This window comes from Betaproteobacteria bacterium (genome assembly GCA_009377585.1).
Lineage (GTDB): Bacteria > Pseudomonadota > Gammaproteobacteria > Burkholderiales > WYBJ01 > WYBJ01.
The window spans coordinates 1-23,770 of sequence record WHTS01000033.1 but is presented as its reverse complement, the minus strand read 5'-3'; the positions used below and the strand labels follow the sequence as shown (position 1 = coordinate 23,770).

At 66.5% G+C, this 23,770-nt stretch carries 19 protein-coding genes and 1 pseudogene; 9 read left to right on the top strand and 11 right to left on the bottom strand.

All coding sequences use genetic code 11. The features are described from left to right. Positions 1-155 precede the first annotated feature (155 nt). Both mpl and GEV05_12750 read left to right on the top strand, forming a co-directional pair. The gene (gene mpl / locus GEV05_12755; GenBank protein MPZ44250.1) at positions 156-1,532 is read left to right on the top strand and encodes a UDP-N-acetylmuramate:L-alanyl-gamma-D-glutamyl-meso-diaminopimelate ligase; all 1,377 of its coding nucleotides are present in this window, start codon (positions 156-158) and stop codon (positions 1,530-1,532) included. Positions 1,533-1,701: 169 nt separating this feature from the next. Then, positions 1,702-2,646, top strand: coding sequence for an arginase (locus GEV05_12750; GenBank protein MPZ44249.1), 945 nt, complete (start codon positions 1,702-1,704; stop codon positions 2,644-2,646). Between the two features lie 11 nt (positions 2,647-2,657). Here the strand turns inward: GEV05_12750 and GEV05_12745 are convergent, their stop codons facing one another. From GEV05_12745 to GEV05_12720, 6 genes are all read right to left on the bottom strand, one after another. Further along, complete coding sequence (locus GEV05_12745; GenBank protein MPZ44248.1) at positions 2,658-3,119, bottom strand: YfcE family phosphodiesterase; 462 nt, start codon at positions 3,117-3,119, stop codon at positions 2,658-2,660. Between the two features lie 397 nt (positions 3,120-3,516). Next, on the bottom strand, positions 3,517-4,302 hold the full coding sequence (locus GEV05_12740) for an SDR family oxidoreductase (protein MPZ44247.1): 786 nt from the start codon (positions 4,300-4,302) through the stop codon (positions 3,517-3,519). A gap of 357 nt (positions 4,303-4,659) precedes the next feature. After that, positions 4,660-5,778, bottom strand: coding sequence for an extracellular solute-binding protein (locus GEV05_12735; GenBank protein MPZ44246.1), 1,119 nt, complete (start codon positions 5,776-5,778; stop codon positions 4,660-4,662). Between the two features lie 34 nt (positions 5,779-5,812). Then, positions 5,813-6,994: an ATP-binding cassette domain-containing protein gene (locus GEV05_12730; GenBank protein MPZ44245.1), complete on the bottom strand. Its 1,182-nt coding sequence runs from the start codon at positions 6,992-6,994 to the stop codon at positions 5,813-5,815. A 7-nt stretch (positions 6,995-7,001) separates the two neighbouring features. After that, the gene (locus GEV05_12725; GenBank protein MPZ44244.1) at positions 7,002-8,726 is read right to left on the bottom strand and encodes an ABC transporter permease subunit; all 1,725 of its coding nucleotides are present in this window, start codon (positions 8,724-8,726) and stop codon (positions 7,002-7,004) included. 189 nt (positions 8,727-8,915) lie between these two features. After that, complete coding sequence (locus tag GEV05_12720) at positions 8,916-9,845, bottom strand: polysaccharide deacetylase family protein (GenBank protein MPZ44243.1); 930 nt, start codon at positions 9,843-9,845, stop codon at positions 8,916-8,918. 182 nt (positions 9,846-10,027) lie between these two features. Between GEV05_12720 and GEV05_12715 the strand changes: the two genes are divergently transcribed. Beyond that, positions 10,028-10,585 carry a hypothetical protein gene (locus tag GEV05_12715; protein ID MPZ44242.1) on the top strand — a complete coding sequence of 186 codons (558 nt, stop codon included), beginning with the start codon at positions 10,028-10,030 and terminating at the stop codon, positions 10,583-10,585. A gap of 492 nt (positions 10,586-11,077) precedes the next feature. Here the strand turns inward: GEV05_12715 and GEV05_12710 are convergent, their stop codons facing one another. The 3 genes from GEV05_12710 to GEV05_12700 form a co-directional block, all read right to left on the bottom strand. Next, positions 11,078-12,079 carry an NAD-binding protein gene (locus GEV05_12710; protein ID MPZ44241.1) on the bottom strand — a complete coding sequence of 334 codons (1,002 nt, stop codon included), beginning with the start codon at positions 12,077-12,079 and terminating at the stop codon, positions 11,078-11,080. A gap of 203 nt (positions 12,080-12,282) precedes the next feature. Beyond that, entirely contained in the window at positions 12,283-13,068 is a 786-nt protein-coding gene (gene pcaD / locus GEV05_12705; protein MPZ44240.1) for a 3-oxoadipate enol-lactonase, read from the bottom strand. A gap of 121 nt (positions 13,069-13,189) precedes the next feature. Further along, the gene (locus GEV05_12700; GenBank protein ID MPZ44239.1) at positions 13,190-14,329 is read right to left on the bottom strand and encodes a PDZ domain-containing protein; all 1,140 of its coding nucleotides are present in this window, start codon (positions 14,327-14,329) and stop codon (positions 13,190-13,192) included. Between the two features lie 456 nt (positions 14,330-14,785). Here GEV05_12700 and GEV05_12695 point away from each other — a divergent pair, with 456 nt between their 5' ends. After that, positions 14,786-15,877, top strand: a complete 1,092-nt coding sequence (locus GEV05_12695; protein MPZ44238.1) for a hypothetical protein — start codon at positions 14,786-14,788, stop codon at positions 15,875-15,877. Here the strand turns inward: GEV05_12695 and GEV05_12690 are convergent, their stop codons facing one another. Continuing rightward, a complete protein-coding gene (locus GEV05_12690; protein MPZ44237.1) occupies positions 15,878-16,519 on the bottom strand; it encodes a histidine phosphatase family protein in 642 nt (213 codons plus the stop codon). Between the two features lie 205 nt (positions 16,520-16,724). Between GEV05_12690 and GEV05_12685 the strand changes: the two genes are divergently transcribed. The 5 genes and pseudogenes from GEV05_12685 (at position 16,725) to GEV05_12665 (ending at position 22,416) form a co-directional block, all read left to right on the top strand. Further along, positions 16,725-18,416 carry a thiamine pyrophosphate-binding protein gene (locus GEV05_12685; GenBank protein ID MPZ44236.1) on the top strand — a complete coding sequence of 564 codons (1,692 nt, stop codon included), beginning with the start codon at positions 16,725-16,727 and terminating at the stop codon, positions 18,414-18,416. 1 nt (position 18,417) lies between these two features. Next, positions 18,418-19,197: a gamma-glutamyl-gamma-aminobutyrate hydrolase family protein gene (locus GEV05_12680; GenBank protein ID MPZ44235.1), complete on the top strand. Its 780-nt coding sequence runs from the start codon at positions 18,418-18,420 to the stop codon at positions 19,195-19,197. Positions 19,198-19,247: 50 nt separating this feature from the next. Next, on the top strand, positions 19,248-20,366 hold the full coding sequence (locus GEV05_12675) for a tartrate dehydrogenase (protein MPZ44234.1): 1,119 nt from the start codon (positions 19,248-19,250) through the stop codon (positions 20,364-20,366). Between the two features lie 409 nt (positions 20,367-20,775). Beyond that, positions 20,776-21,228: a tripartite tricarboxylate transporter TctB family protein gene (locus tag GEV05_12670; protein MPZ44233.1), complete on the top strand. Its 453-nt coding sequence runs from the start codon at positions 20,776-20,778 to the stop codon at positions 21,226-21,228. Positions 21,229-21,230: 2 nt separating this feature from the next. Beyond that, positions 21,231-22,416: pseudogene (locus GEV05_12665) on the top strand (hypothetical protein). Positions 22,417-22,520: 104 nt separating this feature from the next. On the opposite strand, the gene GEV05_12660 reads toward GEV05_12665, so the two are convergent. Next, the gene (locus GEV05_12660) at positions 22,521-23,684 is read right to left on the bottom strand and encodes a glycerophosphodiester phosphodiesterase (GenBank protein ID MPZ44232.1); all 1,164 of its coding nucleotides are present in this window, start codon (positions 23,682-23,684) and stop codon (positions 22,521-22,523) included. Between the last annotated feature and the right edge of the window lie 86 nt (positions 23,685-23,770).

Sequence of the window (23,770 nt, the reverse complement as noted above, 5' to 3'; positions counted from 1 at the left end):
CGCCGCCGTTCTGCGCAATGGCCAGCCGGGCGCGGCGGCATGCCGCCCTGAAAATCCGGGCGATCAATCCTACACCCAGTTCGCGCGGTCGGGACCGCGGAAAATCTCCACCGGATTCCCGTTGATGCGGGATGGCGGTACACTCCGCCGCCAGCATGCACCTGCACATCCTCGGCATCTGCGGGACGTTCATGGGCGGCATCGCAGCCATCGCGCGCGAGGCCGGCCATCGCGTCACCGGCTGCGATGCCAATGTCTATCCGCCCATGAGCACCCAGCTCGTTGCCCAGGGCATCGAGCTCATCGTAGGCTACGGTTCGGAGCAGCTCGCGCTCGGCGCCGACGTCTACGTGGTCGGCAACGTGGTCACGCGCGGCAATCCGCTCATGGAAGCAATCCTCGATCGGGGCCTGCCGTACACGTCGGGCCCGCAATGGCTCGCCGAGAACATCCTCTTCACGCGTCAGGTCGTCGCCATTGCCGGCACCCACGGCAAGACGACGACGACCGCGATGGCGGCCTGGATTCTCGAATGTGCGGGCCTGGAGCCCGGCTTTCTCATCGGCGGCGCACCGCTGAACTTCACCGTGTCGGCACGCTTGGGCGGGCGCGATGCGCCGTTCGTGATCGAGGCCGACGAGTACGACACCGCCTTCTTCGACAAGCGCTCCAAGTTCGTGCACTACCGCCCCCGGGTCGCAGTCCTCAACAACCTGGAGTTCGACCACGCCGACATCTTTCCCGACCTGGCGGCGATCGAGACCCAGTTCCACCACCTCGTGCGCATGCTGCCGCGCTCGGGGCTGATCGCCGTGAACGGCGCCGACGCGAACCTCGCGCGCGTGCTCGAGCGCGGCTGCTATACGCCAGTGGAATATTTCGGAGCTGACGATGGCTGGCAAGCGGGCGCGCCCGACGAGCGGGGCGGCTGCGACATTTTCCACGCGGGCCGGCGCATCGGGACGCTGGCATGGGATCTGCTCGGCCGACACAATCAGCTCAACGCCTTGGCGGCCATGGTGGCGGCAGGGCACTTCGGCGTCGCTGCGCACGTGTCGATCGAGGCACTGGCGGGTTTTCGCAACGTCAAGCGCCGCCTGGAGCGGATCGGCGAAGCGTGCGGCGTCGCCGTGTACGACGACTTCGCGCATCACCCGAGCGCGATCGAAACCACTATCGCCGGCTTGCGCGGCAAGATCGGCCGGCGACGGATCATCGCGGTGCTCGAGCCGCGCTCGAACACGATGAAGCTCGGGGTGTGGCACGATGCGTTGGGCGACAGTCTCGCCGGCGCGGATCGCGTGTTCTGCTTCGGCGGCGGCAATGGCTGGGATGTGCGCTCGGCGCTGGCGGGGCTCGGAGACAAGGCCGTGGTGATCGACGAGCTCGATGCGCTGATCGAGGCAATCGCCGCCGAGACGCACGCCGGCGATTCGGTGCTGGTGATGAGCAACGGCGGCTTCGGCGGCCTGCACGGCAAGCTACTCGGGCGTCTCACAAATAAATCGAGCGTGGGGGGAACTGTGGGGTGAGGGAGGTCTCTAATTTGCGCGTGAATTGATCCGATGGATCGCGCCGAGTGCTCATCAGGGAGCGAGTGGCGACGTTCACGGTTTCGGGGGCTGCCCAAACGGTGGCCCTTTCTCATTCTTGGGCGTGACGCCACCGGCCACAAGCCGGCGAGTGCATGGAGACAGTGCAATGACGCAGGAACGACAGCAGAACCGGACGCGTACTCGCGTCGAGATCATCGGTGTGCGCAGCGGCGTGGGCGGGCGCGATGCCGGCGCAGCGGGCGCGGTGAACAGCCTGCGTGCGGCCGGGCTGGCCGAGCGTCTGCAGGCAGGCGGACTGGATGCGCGCTGGGGCGCAATATTGCAGCCGGCTCGCGGCCACGCAGCCCAGCCCACCGCGGCGATGTCGCGGCTCGGGCCTCGGTTGGCGCAAGCGGTGAGCGATGCGATCGGCAATGGCGCGTTCCCGCTCGTGATCGGCGGCGACCACTCGTGCGCGGTCGGCACCTGGAGCGGTGTTGCGGCGGCGAACCGCGGGCGCGGAACCCTCGGCCTGCTCTGGGTCGATGCTCACCTCGACAGTCACACGCCGCAGACTTCGCATACCGGGCTGATCTACGGCATGCCGCTCGCCGCCCTGCTCGGCCACGGCGATGCTGCCTTCACCGATTGCCTGGTGCCGGGCGCCAAGGTACTGCCGCAGCACGTGTGCGTGCTCGGCGCCCGCAGCTACGAGCCCGAAGAACGGGCGCTGCTCGATCGCATCGGCGTGCGCGTAATCGGCATGGAAGAGATCACGCGCCGCGGCGTGGCCGATGCGCTGGCGGAAGCGGTTGCGATCGTTGGTGGCGCGCCGGCCGGTTACGGCATCACGCTCGATCTCGATGTAATCGATCCGCGCGACGCGCCCGGCGTGGGCACGCCGGCGCCGGGTGGCATGCGCGCGCAGGAGCTGATCGAAGCGCTCGCGCTGGTCGCTGGCGATTCGCGCCTGCGCGGCTTCGAGATCGCGGAGTACAACCCGCGGCGGGACCGCAACGGCGTCACACTCGAGCACGCGCTGGCGATTGCCGAGATGGTCCTCGGCGCCGGCTCGGGCGAGGCTCTCCAGCGGATTGCCCGCGTCGCGTAGCTTCCTTCTGCTCAGGCCACGCGCAGCTCCTCGAGCTGCGCGTCGATGCGGCCTGCACCGATATCCAGAAAGCCCACCGAGACGGGCAAGCGGAAGCGGCGCGGGCCGGCGCTACCGGGATTCACGTAGAGCACTGCCCCGCGCTGTTCCACGCGCGGCCGATGCGAATGCCCGCTGACGACCACGTCGAACCCCTCGGCTTGCGGATCGATCGCGAGCGTCGCGAGGTCGTGCACGATCAGGATCCGCACGCCTGCCACCGGCACGACCGCGGTCTCCGACAGCGCGTCCGCCCACGGGCCGTGGTCGTTATTGCCTCGAACCGCGCTCAACGGCGCGATGGCCTCGAGCTGGTCGAGAACGACGCGTGTACAGATGTCGCCGGCGTGCAGTATCCGATCGACGCCGGCGAGCGCATGACGCGCTTCTTCGCGCAAGAGGTTGTGCGTGTCCGAGATGAGGCCTATACGCATCGCACGAAGAGTTGTAGCAGTGCCGTTTCGTCAGCAAGCGCCGCGCCCCGCGCGCGAGGCATGCATGGTCGATTGCTCACCCTCACCCTCGGTCCCTCTCCCGGAGGGAGAGGGAAGACAAACTTCCTTCTGCCAGGCGAGAGGTAAGACACGCTCCCCTCTCCCTCCGGGAGAGGGGCTGGGGGGTGAGGGGTGAGGGCGGGAATTCGCGGACCATAGCGGCGCGAGCTTACCGGGCGAGGGGCCCCACTTGTGGGGATCGACCGCAAAGCGAGTCGACGCCAACCGCCGGAGCACCGATCGTTGAGCCTTCGCCAAGCTGGTCGAGGCGGTCCGCGCCGACCGAACGGCATCGGCCTGCATGCCGATGCGCGCACTGCAAGTGAGGGAGACACCGTCAGGCCGCAGTCAACCCGCCATCGATCACCAGCGTCTGCCCGGTCACGTACGCCGCATCGGGGCTCGCCAGGTACGCGACCGCCGCGGCCACCTCTTCCGGCAGGCCGAAGCGGCCGCTCGGAATGCGCGCCAGCATGCGTGGGCGCGCCGCCGGGTCGGCATCGAAGTGTGCCTTGCGCGAAGGCGTCTCCACCGTTCCGGGCGCAATCGCGTTCACCCGAATGCCGTGTGCAGCCCATTCGATCGCGAGCATGCGGGTCATCTGGATGATGCCGCCCTTGGCGATGCCGTAGGTCGAGCGCTCGGCGAGCCCGACCAGCCCGTGGGTGGATGCGAGGCTCACGATCGCGCCGGGTCGTCCGGCCGCGACCAGGTACCGGCCCATCTGCTGGCTCATGAAGAACGTGCCGCTCAGCATGACGGCGATCACGTCGTTCCATTCCTCGCGCGAGACCTCCAGGGCGCTGCGGCGTAGCGTGATTCCGGCGTTGTTCACCAGCACGTCCAGCGTGCCGAACGCCTGCACGACTTGGGCGAACGCGCGCTCGATGCTCGCCTGGTCGCGCAGTTCGAGCTCGACCGTGTGCGCGCGCCGGCCGAGCGCCTCGATGGCGTGCACGGTGGTCAGCAGCTTTTCCGCAGTCGGATCGGACACGGCGACATCGTAGCCTTCGCGCGCCAGGCGCAGCGCGATCGCAGACCCCAGACCTTGCGCAGCGCCGGTCACCAGCGCCGTCCGGCTTGCGGTGCTCATGCCGCCTCCGACCCGTCCAGGCAGATCCATCGCCAAGCCTCTAGCGGCTTAGCGCCCTTCGCTTTGCGGTCGATCCCCACTGCGCGGGGCAACCTCCGAACCGTAGCGGCAGATGAACCGCCAAGCCGTCGGTGGCCGGCGTTGCTCGCTTTGCGGTCGATCCCCGCAAGCGGGGCGACCTCCGAACCGTAGCGGCAGATGAACCGCCAAGCCGTCGGTGGCCGGCGTTGCTCGCTTTGCGGTCGATCCCCGCAAGCGGGGCCCCTCGCCCGGTAAGCTCGCAACGACCCCCCTCGCCCGGTAAGCTCGCAACGACCCCCCTCGCCCGGTAAGCTCATGGCGCCGCTTCCGGTTGGGACCAGGAAGCGCGTTGGGGCCGTTTCGCGCTCATGGGTTGAACATGCCGACCCATTCGGCCCGCGCCTTGCTCATGTCCGCAGTCGAAATCTTGGCCCAGTCCATTTTGATGACGTTCAGGCTGTCGATCGGCGGCGCGTATTCGGGCAGCGGGCTCTTGAAGCCGCTGCGCCCGGAGATGAGCGCCTCGCCGTTGACGACGATCTTCTGGCCCTCCTCCGAAAGCACGAAGTCCAGCCAGAGCTTGGCTGCGTTCGGATGCGGCGCCTTGGCGGTGATGAACTGCGCCTGCGGCAGCAGCACCACACCTTCCTTCGGCAGGATGAACTTGAGCTTGCCGCCTTTCTGGTTGAACTGATAGGCGCGGGTCGGCATGCCGGACCAGGTGAGCTGGTACTGGCCGGTCACGAGCTGGCTGGCGATCAGCTCGGAGCGCAGCGCGAGCACCGGCTTCATCGCGGCGAGCTCCTTGAAGAAGTCGATTCCCAGCACGTCGCGATGCGCCATGTAGGTGGCCAGATACGTCACCGACTTGCTGGCATCGCCGATCGTCAGCCGGCCCGGTTGCACGGCGCCCAGCACGTCCTTGTACGAGCTGCTCTTGAAGTCGAGCTTGTCGCTGCTCCACATCGGCACGAACAGGTACGCGCCGTTGAAGGCGAAGTAGCCGTCGAGCCCGAGGCCTTTTTCCATCGCCGCCTTGTATGCCGGGTACTGGGGCGAGTCGTACTTCATCACGTGACCGGCGCGCACCTTTTCGTGCACCCAGGGCAGAGACGCGATGCCGACCACGTCGATGGTCACGCGCCCGGCGCCGAATTCCTGGTCGACCCGTGTCACCAGCGCGCCGGTCGCCGACAGGCTGTAATTCACCTTGAAGCTCGACGGCAGGCCGTAGTATTTGCGGAAGCCCTCGGCCAGCGCGTTGTTGGTCGACGGCTGTATGACGGCGTCCCAGTAGCTGATCTCGCCTTCCTTAGCCGCTTGCGCGATCGTCTTGCGCAACGCGTCCTGAGCGCCGGCCGCCGCCGCCTTCACGGCTGGCGGGTCGTCGGCGCCGTAGGTCGCCAGCGGCGCCGACGTAAGCACAAGGGTTGCGGCGAGCCCCAGGATTGCGGCCAATTTCGACATGCTCTTTCTCCTCGTCATGAACGTGTGTGCTGAAACGTTTGCGGTCGATGAATCACGCTCTAGCGCGCGGATAGACGATACAGTCTTGCGCGCGCACGTTGACTGCCACCTCGACGCCGGTTGCGATCGGGAACTCGCCGGGCGCGAGCACGCGCAGCGTGAGATTGCCCGCCTCGACCAGATAATCGACGTTGAGGCCGAGATAGACGCTGGCGGCGACCGTGCCGCGAAACGTATTCTCCGGCAACGTCGCGGCTTGCGCGGGCGCGATCGCGACGCGCTCGCTGCGGAACGCGACGCTGACAGGCATCCCGGCCGCGGCGGCCTCGGCGCGGCGCCAGGGGCAGCGCAGCCGGCAGCCGTTGGCGAGCGCGACCTCGACGCTCATGGCGCCGTCCGCGCCTCGTGGCGCTGCCGCTTCGACGCTGCCATCCAGGATGTTGTCGAAGCCCAGGAAGTGGGCGACGAACGGCGTCGCGGGCTGCGCGAACAGCTCGCGCGGCGCCGCCATCGCTTCCACCACGCCGTGGTTCATCACGATCACCTTGGTGGAAAGCGCCAGCGCCTCTTCCTGATCGTGGGTGACGTAGATCGCAGTGAAGCCGAGCCTGTCCTGCAGCAGCTTCAGCTCCGTGCGCATCTGGTGGCGCAGGCGCGCGTCGAGATTCGACAGCGGCTCGTCGAACAGCACCAGCCGCGGTTCGTGCACGATCGCGCGGGCGAGCGCCACGCGCTGCTGCTGGCCGCCGCTCAGGTTGGTCGCGGGCCGCTCGCCCAGGCCGTGCAACCCCACCAGGTCGAGCGCCTTGCCGACCCGCTCGGCAACCTCGGCCGCGGCCACGCGCCGAATCTTGAGCGGGAAGCCGACGTTTTGCGCCACGCTCATGTGTGGCCAGACGGCGTACGACTGGAACACCATCCCGATCTGGCGCCGCTCGGGCGGGCGGTTCAGCCCCTGATCGCTGTCGTAGACGATCTCTTCGCCGATGCGGATGCGGCCGGCATCCGGCGTTTCGAGCCCGGCGATCGAGCGCAGCACCGTGGTCTTGCCGCAGCCGCTCGGTCCCAGCAACGACACGGTGCTCCCCTGTTCGACGTCGAACCCGACGCCCTTGAGCGCTTCCATGGCGCCGAAGGACTTGCGCAAGGCTTCGACGCGAACGAAGTGCTGCTGCACGGCGGTGAGCGGCGGGGTGGAAAGTGGTTCTGAAAGTGGCTCTGCGATCTGGTTCATGGCGCGGCTAGTTTTCCAGCAGGGAGCTGCGGGTGAGGCGGAACAGCACGAAGGCAACGAACAGCAGCAGCGCCTGGATGACCGCGAGCGCTGCGACGTAGCCGAAATTCATCTCGCCCATGATCACCATGGCCACACTGATGGTCTCGGTGCCCTGGGCGTAGAGCAGAATCGTCGCTCCCAGCTCGCGGATGAAGATGACGAAGAGCATGAGCCACGCCGCCAGGATCGCCGGCCAGATGAGCGGAAGCACGATCATGCGCATCGTCTGCAGCCAGGTGGCGCCGCCGGCGCGCGCGCTCTCCTCCAGGTCGGTGCTGAGCGAGACCAGCATGGCCGAGATGCCGCGAGTCGCGAACGGCAGGAAGCGGGCGATGTAGGCGATGAGTATGATCCATAAGGTGCTGTAGAGCGGCGTGCGCAGCGCAAGGATCAGGAAGCCGAGCCCCAGGATGATGCCCGGGATGCCGATCGGCAGCGACAGGAATGCGTCCATGATCGTGCGCAGGCGGCTGCGGCCGCGTTGCAAATAATACGACTGCAGTGTACCGACGAGCACGCCTACCGTCGCACCGAGCGTGGCGACGATGAGGCTGTTCATCATGGCGCGCCGGGCCATGTCGTGATTGAACAGCACGAACTCGAAATTGGCGAGCGTAAAGCTCGCTGGCTCGGGTTTCCCCGTCCATAGCGGCGACAGCGCCACCATGACGAGCGCCGCCATCGGCGCCACGACGCCACCGCCGATATAGACGAGCTCCAGCGCGAGCGCGGCCATCTTCCAGCGGCCGAGCTGAACGGTGCGCGGCCGGTATCCCTTGCCCGTCACCGTCGCGAAGCTGCGCCGCGAGAGGTAGTTGCGCTGCATCAGCGTGATCAGTACCGTGACCGCCATCACCATCACGCCAATGGCCGAGGCGAGCCCGTAGTCCGACGGGTATTGCACCAACTGAAACACCGTGGTCGGAATGGTGCGAATACCGTGCGGCGAGGCGAGGGCGAGCGGCACGTCGAACAGGCCCGCGCTGGTGACGAACACCACCAGCGCCCCCGAGAGCAATGCCGGCATCATGAGCGGCGCGGTGACGTGGCGCAGCGTCAACCAGAAGCCTGCGCCGTGCGCCCGCGCCGCATCCTCCAGCGCCGGGTCCATGCGCCGCATGGGGCTGATGATGAAAAGATAGACGTAGGGCGTATAGAAAAGCGCCAGCACCCAGATTACGCCGCCGACCGAATAGATGTTGAGCATGTCGGCAGGCAAGCCCAATGCCGCCAGCAACTGGTTGAGCAATCCCACGTTCGGCGCCGCGAGATAGGTCCAGCTGACCGCACCGACGAACGGCGACAGGAAGAACGGAATCAGGTTGAGCGTATCGAACCAGTTGCGCCCGGGCAGATCGGTGCGGGCGACGATCCAGGCGAGCCCGAGGCCGAACAGGCAGGCGAGCAGCGTCGCCCCGGTTCCCATGATCGCCGTCATGCCAAGCGCTTCCCAGAAGCGCTTGTTGCCGAACATGCCGATGAAGTTGCCCAGCCCCGCCGCAAGGCTGCCATCCTCGCCGACGAGGAGGCTGCGCACCACGGTGGCGAGAAACGGGCTCGCGATCAGGACAACGCCGATCGCGACGGCGAGCGCCGGCAGCCATCCTTGCGGCGACTTGAGCGTGCGCAATCCGGCGAACGTCCGCGCCCGCGCAGGCGCGGACGGCAGGCGCACCGTGCCGTCAGCCATGCGTGCGCGTCTGCCGCGTCACGCCGGCGCCTCCGAACGGTCGATGCGAATGAACCGCCGAGGCTCTAGCGCCCAGGCGGCGATTCGCTTTGCGGTCGATCCCCACTGCGTGGGGCCCCTCGCCCGGGAAGCTCATGTCGCCGCCCCTCGCCCGGTAAGCGAACGACGACCGCCCCTCGCCCGGTAAGCTCACGCCTGAACCTGCGCCGCGAACCACTCGTGGATCTGGCCGCCGTTCCAGAACAGCACGTCCTTGTGCTTGCGCAAGGACGCGAGCATGGCGTCGAAATACTTGATGCGGTGCGCCGCGCCCGAGACATACGGATGCACGCCGAAGGCGAGGATGCGCGTGCTCTTGGCCGATTCCTTGTACAGGGCGTTGAACGCGTCCTTGACGCGCTTCAGCATCGCATCGGACTCGTGCAGCCCGGTGATCATGATGGTGATGTCGTTCAGCTCGGCCGAATAGGGCACCGAGAGAATCGGACCGGATGCGGTCCGCGCCCAGAACGGCTGATCGTCCATCACCCAGTCGCCGAACCAGCTGAAGCCGGCGGCGGCGACGTGATCGAGCGTGGCCCAGGTCTGGCCGCGGCCGGGACCGAGCCAGCCGCTCGGCGGCTTGCCCAGGAAGCGCGTGAGCACCTCCTTGGTGTGGCGGATCATGGCGGGCTGGTCTTCGATCTTGTGGATCGGGATCTGTTCGTAGGTATGCGCCATGAATTCGTAGCCTTCGTCGCGCAGCGCGGCGGCAATGCGCGGGCGCGTTTCGCACACCTTGGCGTTGATCGACACCGTGGGCTTGATGCGATGACGGCGCAACGACTCGATCAGTCGCCAGATGCCTACCCGCATGCCGTACTCGTGCCAGCCCCAGTTCTGGATGTCGGGAATCACGGCTTGCCCGCCCGGCGGCACCGACAGCCCGCGCGGCACCGGCCGCTCGATGCTCCATTCCTCGATGTTGAGCACCGGCCATACGATCATGCGCGCGCCGCGCGGCAGCTTCAGCTTCGGCCGATCGACGATGGCCGAATAGTCGAAGCGCTCGGTCGGGCGCAGGGCCGTTTCCTCTGTCGGCGCGATTGCCGGCAGGGCGTGCAGATTTTGTCCCGGCATGTTCTCTCCTCCCGTCGATTCTCGCCGGACAAGTCTACCGCAAGATCGCTTGGCCGCGTTGACAAGCGGCACGCCTTCACAAGTGGCACGCGTTCACAAGCGGCACGCGTTCACAAGTGGCACGCGTTGACAAGCGGCCCGGGCCGAACGAGCATCGGTGTTTTCGTGCCCGGAGGTGCGCCATGGCGGATATCGAAACGCGCAACATCAGCATCGGGGAGATGAATCAGTACATCGCCCGCTTTCGCGATCTGAAAGGCTCCGAGGAGGCGTTCGTCGACAGCCGCTTGCCGGGCTCGCGCCGCAACAAGATCAACATCATTGGCAACGGTGTGGTCGAGCGTACGGATTTGCCGGATTTGCGGCCGAACATTCCGCTGCCCGCGCACGGCTTCAATCTCGGCATGATCCAGTGCGAGCCGGGCAACGGCACCAAGCTGCACGCGCATACCACCGAGGAAGTCTTCATGCCGCTGATCGGGCCGTGGGTGGTGACCTTCATGACCGACGAAGGCGAGCGCGAAATCGTGCTGCAGCCGTTCGACACCGTGCACGTGCCGGTCGGGGTGTATCGCGGCTTTCGCTACGTGGGCGAGGGCAAAGGAACGCTGCTCACGCTGATCGGCGGTCCGGATTGTGGCAAGGTGCAGTGGTATCCCGGGGTGCTGCAGGAAGCGCAAGGGACCGGGCTCGCGCGCGACCACAAGGGCAATCTGGTGGTCGATACCCAGGTGGCATGACGCGAGGAAAACCACACCACCCCGTCACTTCGTGACACCCCTCCTCGTGAGAGGAGGGGAAAGACACCACCCCGTCACTTCGTGACACCCCTCCTCGTGAGAGGAGGGGAAAGACACCACCCTGGCGCTTCGCGCCACCCCGCCTCGTGAGAGAGGAGGGGAAGCCACACCACCCCGTCACTTCGTGACACCCCGCCTCGTGAGAAGAGGGGAAACCACACCACCCCGGCGCTTCGCGCCACCCCGCCTCGTGAGAGGCGGGGAGAATAAAGCATTCCCCTCCTCGACGAGGAGGGGCGGGACGCGACAGTGTCGCGGACGGGGTGGTCCGCCGAAAGCCCAAGGTAGTCCGCCGAAAGCCCAAGGTAGTCCGCCGAAAGCCCAAGGTAGTCCGCCGAAAGCCCAAGGTAGTCCGCCGAAAGCCCAAGGTAGTCCGCCGAAAGCCCAAGGTAGTCCGTCGAAAGCCCAAGGTAGTCCGCCGAAAACTCAAGGTCAACCTCGCATCGACTTCGACCTTCCCCTGATGCGCCAACCTCGCGTGCCGCCTCCCGTCATCGCATCGAACACCTCGCACACCGATGCCGAATCGGATTGCGCGAGGCCCAGCGCCATCGCCGCGTTATAGAGCGCCGCACAGTTGCTGAAAAGCGGCACCGGCGCGCCCACCGCGCGCGCCATGTCGCCGATCACCTGCATGTCCTTCTGCCACACTTCGACCTTCATCGTTGCCGGCCGATAACTCCGGTCCACCATGAAACGCCCGCGCAGGCGGTAGACGCCGGTGCCGATGATCGGGCTCGTCGCCACCAGCTTGTGCACGAGCTCTGGATCGAGCCCGAGCCGGCGTGCATAGGTGAGCGATTCGGCCGTCGCAACGTTGAGGATCGCGACCAGGTGATTGGCAACGAACTTCATGCGCGTGCCGTGGCCGAAGCGGCCGACGTAGGGCGCGTTGTCGGTGAATACTGAGAAAATCGGCCGCACCCGCCGGTACGCGCTCCTGGGGCCGCTCGCGTAGATCGTCCAGGCGCGCTCCTGCAAGCGCACCGCAGTGCCGCTGATCGGGCAATCCATGGCGATCGCGCCGGCGCGCGCGAGCCGATCGTGGGCGCGGTCCTTGTCGGCAAGCGGCAGCGTGCTCGATTCGACGACGACGAGCGGCGCGCGCCCCGACGGGCGGCGTGCGGCGGCGAGCTTTGCCACCACATCGTCGAGCGCGGCCACCGTCGCGAGCGAAGTGATGACCACGTCGGCTTGCTGCGCGACCGCAGTGGCGGTCGCCAGCGCCCGGCCACCGGCTCGTTGCAAGCGGGTCCGCGCGGCGCGATCCGGGTCGTAACCCACCACTGCGCGACCGGCGCCGAGCAGCGCCTGCGCCATGCCGCCGCCCATGATGCCGAGCCCGACGATGCCGACCGGCGCTTCGCTGCGGCTGCGCGCCACGGCCGCCTTGCGCGCCCGCGCGCCGGCCGTCTTGCGCCCCCTGGTCGCCATGCGCCTTATTGAGAATCCGGAAAGTGGCTGGCAAGCCGCTTTCCGCAATGCGCTCCCCTCTCCCTTCGGGGTGAGGCCGGGAATTCACGGACCATGGTCCGTGCCGGCCGAACGGCATCGGCCTGCATGCCGATGCGCGCCCTGCAAGGGAGGGGTTGTGGGTGAGGGAGCGAGCTGTAAAGCACTTATCGGAAGCTCGCTAGCTAGGCGTTGCGCTGCAGGAATGTCGCCAAGGCCGAATTGAACGCCTGCGGCTGCTCCAGATTGGAAAGATGCGCCGCCGATGGAATCACGGCCAGCTCCGAGCCGGGCAGGTTGTCGTGGATCTCGCGCGCCATCGCGGGCGGCGTGCCGGGATCCTGGTCACCGACGATCACCAGCGTGGGCGACTTGATCTCGCGCAGGCGCGAGGTGAGATTGATTTGCGGAATGGCGTGACAGCAGCCGACGAATCCCGCGACCGGCGTGGCGCGGATCGCTTGCGCGATGTCGGACACGATCTTCGGCCCGCTCTTGCGGAACGGCTCGGTGAACCAGCGCTCGAGCGTGGGCTGGGTGATCGGTTCCATCCCGTTTTCGCTGGCGGTCTTGATCCGTGCCTGCCACGTCGGCGCCGCATCTGGCGGATAGCTGCTGGTCGTGTCGGCCAGGGTCATGGTCTTGAAGATGCCGGGATATTTCAGGGCGAAGGTCTGGCCGATCATCCCGCCCATCGACAGGCCCACCCAATGGCAGCTGCGGATGCCGAGCGCATCGAGCAGCGCCTTGGCGTCGTCGGCCAGCTGGTCCAGCGTGTAAGCCCCGCCCGGGGCGCTGCTTTGCCCGTGCCCGCGCGTGTCGTAGCACAGCACCTTGTAGCGCTTGGAGAACTCCGCCACCTGCGGCGCCCACATGGCAACGTTGCACGCGAGCGAATGGCTGAACACCAGCCAGGGGCCGTCGCCGTCGATGGTGTAATGCGTTTCGATGCCGTTGGTCTGGGTCTTCATGGCGCCTCCTTAGGGATCATTGCGTATCGGACGACAGTTCGATACGGACACGGGGACACGACGCTTCCCTCTCCGATCATCGTAGCACGCGGCCTGCAACGTCTTGCTCCCGCCGTGCCCTCTATTGTCCGACGGAAAGCGTGACCTTCTGTTCGATCTTCTCCTGGCCGCGCACGATGGTGAGCGTGACCGTATCGCCCGGCTGATGGCGCTCGAGCAGCTCCAGCAGATCGTCCAGGGTCATTACGGGCTTGGCGTCGAACGCGACGATGATGTCGCCCAGGACCACATTGCCGTCGCGCGCACGCATGAACGGTTTGAGCCCGGCCTTCTCGGCGGGGCTGCCGGGCAGAACGCCGGCGACCGCCACGCCTTCCGGCAGCTTCAGCGCCTGCTGCAGCGCGGGCGGCGCAGCCTGGATGCCGATCGTCGGGCGCACGAACTTGCCTTCGCTGATGAGGCGTGGAACGATGCGGTTCACTTCGTCCACGGGGATCGCAAAGCCGATTCCGGCCGAAGCGCCAGAGGGGCTGTAGATCGCGGTGTTGACGCCGATCAAGCGCCCGGCGGAATCGAGCAGCGGGCCGCCCGAGTTGCCGGGATTGATCGCTGCGTCGGTCTGGATCACGCCGCGGATCGTGCGCTTGGTGACCGCCTCGATCTCGCGCTCGAGCGCGCTCACGATCCCGGTGGTGAGCGTCTGGTCCAGCCCGAATGGATTGCCGATGGCATAGACCTTCTGCCCGACCACGAGATCGCGGCTCGCGCCGAGCATGATCGGCTTGATCCTGTCCTTCGGCGCGCCGATGCGCAGCACGGCGAGATCGCGGTCCGGGAATGCGCCCACCAGCGCCGCATCCCAGGTGGATTGATCCTGCAAGGTCACGCGCGCGCCGCTCGCGCCCTCGATGACATGGAAGTTGGTGACGATATGGCCCGCCTCGTCCCACATGAACCCGGTGCCGGTCCCGCGCGGCACCTGCATCACGTCGAGCGAGAAGAATCCGCGTTGCAGACCGAGCGTGGTGATGTGCACCACCGAGGGCGACACGGTCTTGAATACGGCGATGTTGTTCTGCTCGTCTTCAGCCAGCGTGCCGCGCGCGATGACGGGCCGGGGCACGGCCTCGGGCGCCGAGCCCGGCAGCCGCATTCCTTCCCACGGCTGGAACCACCAAAGCAGCGCGGCGACGACGACGATGAGCAGCACCAGCCCGGTGGCGGCGCCTCGTTGCCGGCGCAGGGATGTGTGCGAATGCATGGCCATGCTGGAAACTCCTGCTCGCGGAAAATGCAGCTGATGCGCGCCTCGGTGGGCAAGCGGCTGTCCGCCCGGTGGCCCGAGCGGGCCGTCCGCCAGGCGAACCAAGCGGCTGTCCGCCAAGCGGACGGGCGCGTAAGCTTACACCGCCGATTGCGATTGCACGTCCAAAGCTCGGGGCCGGTAGAATCGTAAATTCGTTGCAATTCGTCATTCCCGCGCAAGCGGGAATCCAGAACGAGACTCCGCCTGGACCCCCGCGTTCGCGGGGGTGACGAACTTCTGACTCAGGACGCTACCAAGGAGTGCCGTTTGACCGTTCGTGTGACCGGCTCGACATCCACTGTTCCGACAACGAACCCACTCACCCGCCGCAGCACGCGCTGCACGCCCCTGCATGCGTGCGAACGGCCGCGGGACAGGCGCCGAGCGCGCCATCGCAGCCGCCTGGTCGCCATGATGTGCGCTCTCGCGCTGGCATGGCCGGCACCCGGTATCGCTGCCTCCCTGGATCCCGATACGACGGCGCGCATTCTCGCCGGGCTGCAAACCGAGGTGCCGCCGTCGCTCGATCTGACCGCAAGCGAATTGCGCGACTATGCCCGGGCAGCCACGGCACGCTGGAACGCGTACGAACGGCGCATCGGCACGCCGATGCAGCAATGGGCGCACGCCGAATTGCCGCCCGCCAAGGGCGCCACCGTGTTCTATCCTTTCGCCGGGCCGGATTTCGCCACCGTGCAGCGGTTGTATCCGGAAGCGAATCGCTACGTGCTGGTCGCCCTGCAGCGCGCCGAGGCGCCGCCCGCGCTTGCGCGCGCGAACGCCGCCGATCTGGCCGATTTTCTCGGCCGCTTCGGCGAGTCGTGGCAGCAGTTCGCGTCCATGGGTTTTTTCCGCACGCTCGATCTGGACGAGGAAGCGAAGAGGCCGGGGCTGCGTGCCGGCACCACCGGGCGGCTGATCGCCTTTGCCGCGCGCGCGGGCTACCGCATCGTGTCGGTCGAACCGGTGCGCGTGAACGCCGCCGGCGCGGGGCTCGAGCCGCATCCGGGGTCGCGCTCGGATCCCGCTACCTGGAGCTCGGTGCGCATCATGCTGGACAAGAACGGGCGCAAGGTCGAGCTCGATTACGTGCGCATGAATCTCGCCGATGCTTCCTTGAACGCGCGTCCCGAGCTGCGGGTCTGGATCGAGCGCATGGCGGCGAATCGCACGGTGTTGAAGGCCGCCTCGCACCTATTGCAGAGCGCGCGCTTCAGCGTCGTGCGCGATGCGCTGCTCGGGCATGCACCGAGCATCGTGCAGGACGAAACGGGCATCGAGTACAGTCGGCTGGCGAAGCACTTCGACGTCACGCTGTACGGCCGTTTCACCAAGCCGCACTCGCTCTTCGACAAGGAAGCGCAGCGGGCGCTGGCCGAGGCGTATCAGACGCAACCGAACGTCAAGCCGCTCACGTTTCGCGTCAGCTACCAGCGCGAGCCCGAGGCGAACCTGCAGGTAGCGGTGCGTGCGGGCTTGATTTCGGTCGGCGACAAGCGGTGATTATCGCCCCCCGTCGTCCACGCTGTCGCACGCACTCAAGTGCCCGATGTCCGCCCAGCACTGCACATCCCAGCCGCCGGTCGTGATCTCGACCCAGTTGACGCCGCAATTGGGTATGCCGAAATCGCGCGGCGCCGAAAACCCCAGCGCGCGCGCATGCCGATACACCATTTCGAGCACGCCGCCGTGGGTGAAAACGAGAACCTGCTCGCCGACGTGGCGCTCGGCGATCGACTTCACCGCGCCCAGCGAGCGCTGGTGGAAGACGCGCAGGCTTTCGCCGGTCTCGAAATCGTAGTCGGGGTCCTTGCGCTGAAAGCGCGCGTAGTGCTCGGGATAGCGGCTGCGCACCTCGGTATAGAGCAGCCGCTCGAAGATGCCGAAATGGCGCTCGCGCAGCGCCGCATCGAGCTGCAAGGGCAGGGCGAGCTTGCGCACGCTCGGCTCCGCGGTCTGGCGCACGCGGATGAGGTCGCTTGAATAGATGGCCGTGAAATCGTGCCGGTACAGCACCTCGGCTGCGGCCTGCGCTTGGGCGAGTCCCACGGCGCTCAATGGAACGTCGGTTTGGCCCTGGACGCGGCCTTCGGCGTTCCATTCGGTTTCGCCGTGGCGGACCAGGCAAAGACGCGTGATCGGCATGTCGTCGGTTCTTCCCTGTGGTGGATCGGAAGGTGAAGCGGCATATTGGATCGTGTTCTCGCCTGGCGCACAATAGCTGCTGAAAGGTGAAAGGTGAAAGGTGAAAAGTGAAGCACCCGCGGCGTAAGCCGCTTCCCCTTTTCACTTTTCACGTTTCACTCATGAAACGCAGTGAAGGAACAACGCACACAACCGAGGAGCCCACATGCCAGCCATGCCAGCAGGACGAGCCGTGATCGAGGCCTTGCGCGCCGAGGGAGTCGAATACACCTTCGGCGTGGTCGGCACCACCACCAACAGCATCGTGACCGAGTTGGTAGGCCGCGACGACATCCGCTTCGTCGACACGCGCCACGAGGAAGGCGCGGCCTTCATGGCCTACGGCTATGCGCGTGCCTGCGGCAAGCCGGCGGCATGCATTGCGACTTCCGGGCCCGGCACCATCAATCTCGCCACCGGCATCGCGCTCGCGTGGAAAGGCCGCGCGCCGGTGGTCGTGATCGCAGGCGACGTGGTGCGCGACCACATCTACCGCGACGGCGCGCAGGCGTTCGACCTGGTGGAGATTTTCCGGCCGTTCACGAAATGGGCGCGGCAGGTGAACAAGGCGGAACGCATCGTCGAGATGATGCACGACGCCTTGCGCGCGGCGCTCACGGGCAAGCGCGGCCCGGTGTTCGTCGACATCCCGCGCGACCTGCTGGACAACCAGACCATCGAGGCCGAGATTACATCGCCCGCGCAGTATCGGCCCGTGGATCAGCACCTGCCCGCGGATGCTAGAGCGCTGCAGCGCGCGGCGCAGCTGCTGCTTTCGGCCAAGCGCCCGCTGCTGCTCGCCGGCGGCGGCGTGGTCGATGCCGAAGCGACGGGAGATGCGGTCGCGCTGGCCGAGTGGATCGACATGGCGCTGGTGCCCTCCTACGGGCACAACGACGCGGTGCCGAACAGCCATCGCCTGTTCGTCGGCCCTGCCGGTGGCCGCGGCGCCGCGGAAGCCGCGCAGGCGATGCATCGCGCCGATGTCATCCTCGCGCTGGGGACGCGGCTCAACCAGGCGACGACGCACTGGAACTGGAGCGTGCTCGATCGCAGCACCCGCATCATCCAGGTCGATATCGATGCGCAGGAGATCGGGCGCAACTTCCCCGTCGCGGTCGGCATCGTGGCCGATGCGAAAACGCTCGCGCGGCAACTGCTCGAGCGGCTGCGCGCCGAATCGAAAGCGCCCAGGCCCAATCCGGACTGGGCCAATGAGCTCGCGGCCCTGGCCGCCGGCCGCAAGGCCCGGCTCGAGGCCGAAGGTTCGCTCGCAAGCGAAGCGTTCATGATGCCGCAACGGGTGTATCCGGAGCTCAACAAGGTGCTGCCGCGCGATTGCATGGTCACCCTGGACGCGGGCATCGCACCGGGGCTTGCATACGATCGGCTGCGCTTCGATGAGCCGCGCACCTTCTTCAACTATGCCGGGCACGGCGGGCTCGGCATGGGCTACTGCGTCGGGCTCGGCACCCAGCTCGGCCGCCCCGACCGGCCGGCGATCAGCATTCAGGGCGACGGCGGTTTTCTCTACACCTCGGGCGAGATCAACACGGCGGTGCGCTGGGACATTCCGCTCGTGGGCATCGTGCTCAACAACCGCTGCCACGGGGCGGAGAAGGCGCAGCAGCAACGCCACTTCGGTGCGCGCTACATCGGCGTCGACCTCGCCAATCCGCGCTTCGACAAGCTGGCCGAAGTCTACGGTGCGCGCGGTTTCTACGTGATCCGGCCCGAGGAGATCGGCGACGCCGTCAGCACCGCACTCGCCGCCCGCAAGCCCTGCATCATCGAAATCCCGGTCGCCGAATATTTCCCATTGCCGGCCAAGACGCCGGGAGGCGGCGGGGGGCACTGAAATGGCGCGCGCGCTTCGAATCGGCTTGTCCGCCCGTTTCCTGCACCCGCGCCCGGGCGTGGCCGGGTCGCTGCGCAAGACGGTTCAATACCTCGAGCAGGCCATGGCGAACTGGGTGATGTCGCGCGACGTCCTGGTGCTGATGATTCCGTCGATCAACAGCGACGGCGTGCTGCATCGGAGCAACATGCGCTTGCGCGACTACGCGCGCGAGCTCGACGGTCTGGTGTTGCAGGGCGGCGCCGATCTGAGCCCGGCGAGCTACGGGGAAGAGCCGCTGCAGCCGGAATGGGCCGGCGATCGCATGCGCGACGACTACGAGATCGAGCTCTTCAACGAGTTTCTCGAGGCGGGCAAGCCCGTGCTCGGTGTCTGCCGCGGCATCCAGCTGATCAACGTGGCCCTCGGCGGCACGCTCTACCAGGATCTGCCCACGCAGGTCGGACCCCAGACCACTCACCGCGACCGCGAGATCTATGAGGGCAACTGCCACGATGTCCGCATCGAAAGCGGATCGGGGCTTGCGCGCCTTTATCCCGAGCTGCAGAGCGCGTGCGTCAACAGCCTGCATCACCAGGCCGTGCGCAAGCTCGGCCGCGACCTCGTGGTGGAGGCCCGCTCGAACGCCGACGATGTCATCGAGGCCGTTCGCCTGAAAGGCCGCAGCTACGTCCTGGGTGTGCAATGGCATCCTGAATTCCATCGCCCCGACGACGACAGGGTGCTCGACAGCGGTCCGATCCTGGAAGAGTTCCTGGGCGAAGCCCGCCGTCGCGCCTGACGCGGCCGGCGGCCGGCGGCGTTGGCGTAGAATCGCGCGGCGCGCGGGCAATGCGCGAGCAATGCACGAGTTTGGGCAGAGGGATTCCCCGGGAGGCGGACGTGAGCAAGCATCGGATCGCAGTCATTCCAGGCGACGGTATCGGCAAGGAGGTGATGCCCGAAGGGCTGCGGGTGCTCGATGCGGCGGCACGCAAGTTCGGCCTCGCGCTCGAGTTCGATCACTTCGACTGGAGCAGCGAGTACTACGCGAGCCTCGGCACCTGGATGCCGAAAGACTGGAAGGATCGCGTGGGCGGCCACGACTGCCTGTACTTCGGCGCCTGCGGCTGGCCCGCGATCGTGGCCGACCATGTGTCGCTGTGGGATTCGCTGATCAAGTTCCGGCGCGAGTTCGACCAGTACGCGAATATTCGCCCCGCGCGGCTCATGCCGGGTATCCGCTCACCGCTGGCCGATCGCAAGCCGGGCGACATCGACATGTTCATCGTGCGCGAGAACACCGAGGGCGAGTATTCCTCCATCGGCGGGCGCGCATTCGAAGGCACCGAGCGTGAAGTGGTGATGCAGCAGGCGACTTTCACGCGCAAGGGAACCGACCGGATTCTCAAGTTCGCCTTCGAGCTGGCGCAGAAGCGCCCGAAGAAGCATCTGACTTCGGCCACCAAGTCCAACGGCATCTCGATCACCATGCCGTACTGGGACGAGCGCGTTAGCGCGATGGCCAAGCAGTACCCGGAGGTGCGCGTCGACAAGTTCCACATCGATATCCTGACTGCGCACTTCGTGCAGCGGCCGGATTTTTTCGACGTGGTGGTTGCCTCCAACCTGTTCGGCGACATCCTCTCCGACCTCGGCCCCGCCTGCTGCGGCACGATCGGCATTGCCCCTTCGGGCAACATCAATGCCGAGCGCATTTATCCTTCCCTGTTCGAGCCGGTGCACGGTTCCGCGCCCGACATCGCCGGCAAGGGCATCGCCAATCCGATCGGCGCGATCTGGTCGGGGGCGATGATGCTCGAGCACCTCGGCTACCCGCACGCCGGCGCGCATATCGTCGCCACCATCGAGAAGGCGCTCGAACCTCGCAGCGGCGCGCCGCGCACCCCGGACATCGGCGGAACCGCGACCACCCAGGATCTGGGCAAGGCGATCGCCGCGGCGATCTAGGCGTTCACGCTGCGCACCTCCCTGACGCGGGAGGTCTAGGGCGACAGCCCTGCACGAATGCGGCCTTGCTGTAAGGTTCGAGTAAGCGTAGCCATCTAGCCTGCTTGCCGGTTCGAATGGAGCCCGGGCGCCAGGTCTTTTGACTCACAGGCAAGCGGGTCCCGTTCTGCATGCGAGTCGAAATCACACCGCTCAATCGGAGCATCGCCTTTCGGAGAGGGAGGGGCGATAGCAATCCCGCGCTAAATATACTTTTTCATCCATGCCAGCCGAGGGTTGACGTTCCCTGCCCGTCTGCCGCGCCTAGGCGCAAGCGAATGGGCGAACGAAGCCTGTCGAACGCAAAAGGAACCGAGGAACAGATGAAAAATCGCCGACCGCACTCGACATCCGCGCGCGGGAGCCGCCGATGAGTGTCGAGCTTCGCAACAACAAGGACTTTCTGGCAGGTTTGCTAATGATGGGCGTGGGCGCCGCGGGTTTCTACATGGCGCTCGACTATCCGTTCGGCAGCGCGCTGCGCATGGGACCGGGGTATTTCCCGCGAGTTCTGGCCGGCATTCTGGTGGCATTCGGCTTGTACGTGGGCATCCGCGGCTTTCGCTTTCCCGAGCGCGTGGAAGGCATCTGGGGCTGGAAGCCGCTGGCGCTGATCACGGTGGCGTTCTGGATCTATGGCTGGCTGATGGATCATGCCGGCTTCATTCCCTCGCTGATCGTGCTGTTTGCGATCTCCACACTGGCCGGACATGAGTTCCGCCTGAAAGAAGTGATCATCCTGATGATCGTGATGATCACCTTCGCCTGGGCGGTATTCATCTACGGGCTGGGACTTCCCTATCCTCTGTTCTGGTGGCAATGACCATGGAAATGTTCAGTAATCTGATCCTGGGCTTCGAGGTCGCGCTGTCGCTGCAGAACCTGGTGTACTGTTTTATCGGCGTATTCGTGGGCACCGCCATCGGCGTGCTGCCCGGGGTGGGGCCGCTGGTGACGATCGCGATGCTGCTGCCGATCACCTTCAATCTTGCCCCGGTGCCGGCGATGATCATGCTGTCGGGGATTTACTACGGCTCGCAGTACGGCGGCTCGACGACCTCGATCCTGATGAACCTGCCGGGGGAGACGGCCTCGGTGGTTACGTGTATCGACGGCTACCAGATGGCGCGCAACGGGCGTGCGGGTCCGGCGCTGGCGATTGCCGCGCTGGGCTCGTTCTTCGCGGGCTGCCAGCAAGATCACAAGCATCATGCCGACCTGGCAGGATCTGAAGAGTTCGGCGATGCCGGTGCTGCGCGGCACGGCGGTAGGGGCGTTCTTCGGGGCGCTTCCGGGCACAGGTCCGGCAATCTCGGCGTTTTCCAGCTACATGGTCGAGAAGAAGCTCGCGAAGGATCCATCGCGTTTCGGCAAGGGAGCGATCGAGGGCGTTGCGGGTCCCGAGGCGGCGAACAACGCCGCGGCGCAGACCGCGTTCATCCCGACGCTCACGTTGGGCATTCCGGGTAGCGGCACGATGGCCCTGATGCTCGGGGCGCTGACGATTCAGGGCATTGCCCCGGGGCCGCAGGTGATGACCTCGAAGCCGGATCTGTTCTGGGGGCTGATCGCGAGCATGTGGATCGGCAACCTGCTGCTCGTAGTGCTGAACCTGCCGCTGGTGGGGATGTGGGTGCAGCTGCTGAAGGTGCCGTATCGGTGGTTATTCCCGTCGATCATCATGTTCTGCGCGATCGGCAACTACAGCGTGAACAACAGCCCCATGGACTTGTACCTGGTCGGGATCATGGGGATATTGGGCTACGCGCTGGTGAAGCTCGAGTGTCCGCCGGCGCCGCTGATCCTGGGCTTCGTGCTCGGTCCGCTGATGGAGGAGAACCTGCGCCGGGCGCTGCTGATTTCGCGCGGCGACCCGATGGTGTTCTTCACACGGCCGATCAGCGCGGGCTTCATGCTCGCGAGCATCCTGCTTCTTGTCGCGATGGTTCTGCCAACCATCCGCAAAAAGAAGGAACAGGCCTACGTCGAAGGGGGTGGCGAGGCAGTTTGAAGCCGACCCGCTCGGGTGGTGGCTATTTGCGGCCAAGATACCGACGTACAGCCACGACTGTGACTGGGTGCGGTACGGATGGGAAAGTGAAGCAAGACGCGCATTCAGCGGGCTTGCAACGCCGCGACCGCCGCGACACCGACGTCGGGATGATCGGTGAAGAATCCGTCGATGTCGGTTCGCAGGAAAGCGGCGACCTCGCCTTGCCCGTCGCCGCGTTCGGCACGGTCGTCGCCACGGCGGAATTCGAGCGGCAGGAACGCGTTCTCGGCGCGGAATGTCCACGGATGCACGAGTAATCCGGCGGCGTGCGCGTCGCGCACGAACTGGCTCGGCAGGTCCAGGCCGCCGGCGAGCGTGCGTCCGATCACGAGCGCCTTGTGCGGGCCGACGCCATCGGCATAGCGGGCGATTTCACGCAAGCCCTCGGCCGTGGCCAGGTCCGCATAGGTGCGAGGATCGCTGCTCGCCTGCAAATCCCAGGGTCGGCCTCGGGCATCGAGCAATTGAATCAGCCGCACGCTGGTCACGCGGCGCAGCGCGCGCAGGTTCTGCGTCTCGAACGATTGAATGAAAACCGGCGCCAGCACGTCGTTCCAGCCGTTGGCGGCCAGCACTTCGAGCAGCGCCGGCTCCAACGGCAGGCCGATCGCGGCGTGATAGCTCGGGTGCTTGGTTTCCGGGTAGATGCCGATCGCGCGTCCGAGCTCGGCGCTGCGCTGCTTGGCGAGATCGATGATCTCCTGGAGCGTCGGAATCGGATAACGGTCGTCGTGCTCGGTGTTGCGCGGACGTTCCCGGGGAATGCGCTCGCGCGCTCGCAGCGTCCTGATCTCGGCAAGCGTGAAGTCCTCCGCGAACCAGCCGGTGATGCGCTTGTCGTCCACCAACCGGGTGGTGCGGCGCGCGGCGAACTGCGGCAGCGTGTGCACGTTGGTGGTCGTCTCGATCACGCCGCCGGTCGCTTCGTCCACGATCGCGAGCGCGTTCTCGTGCCGGGCAATGAGCATGCCGTCTCGGGTCATGACCAGATCCGGCTCGATGAAATCGGCGCCCATGTCGATCGCGGCCCCATACGCTGCCAGCGTGTGCTCGGGAAAATACCCGCTTGCGCCGCGATGCGCGATGACAATGGGTTTTTCTCTTGCTGCGGGTCGCGGGGCTGCGTCGCCGCCGCCGGCGGGCGCCGCACCGAGCGCGCCGAGCAAGGGAATCACGGACCAGCGCAGGCGAATCGCGGCACCCGCCAAGACGCACGCCTTATCGATGATCCGAAAAGTGGCTGACAAGCCCCTTTCCGCGCTCCGCTCCGCTCTGCCTTCGGGCCAACGGCCATTCGGCACAAGCTCGCTAG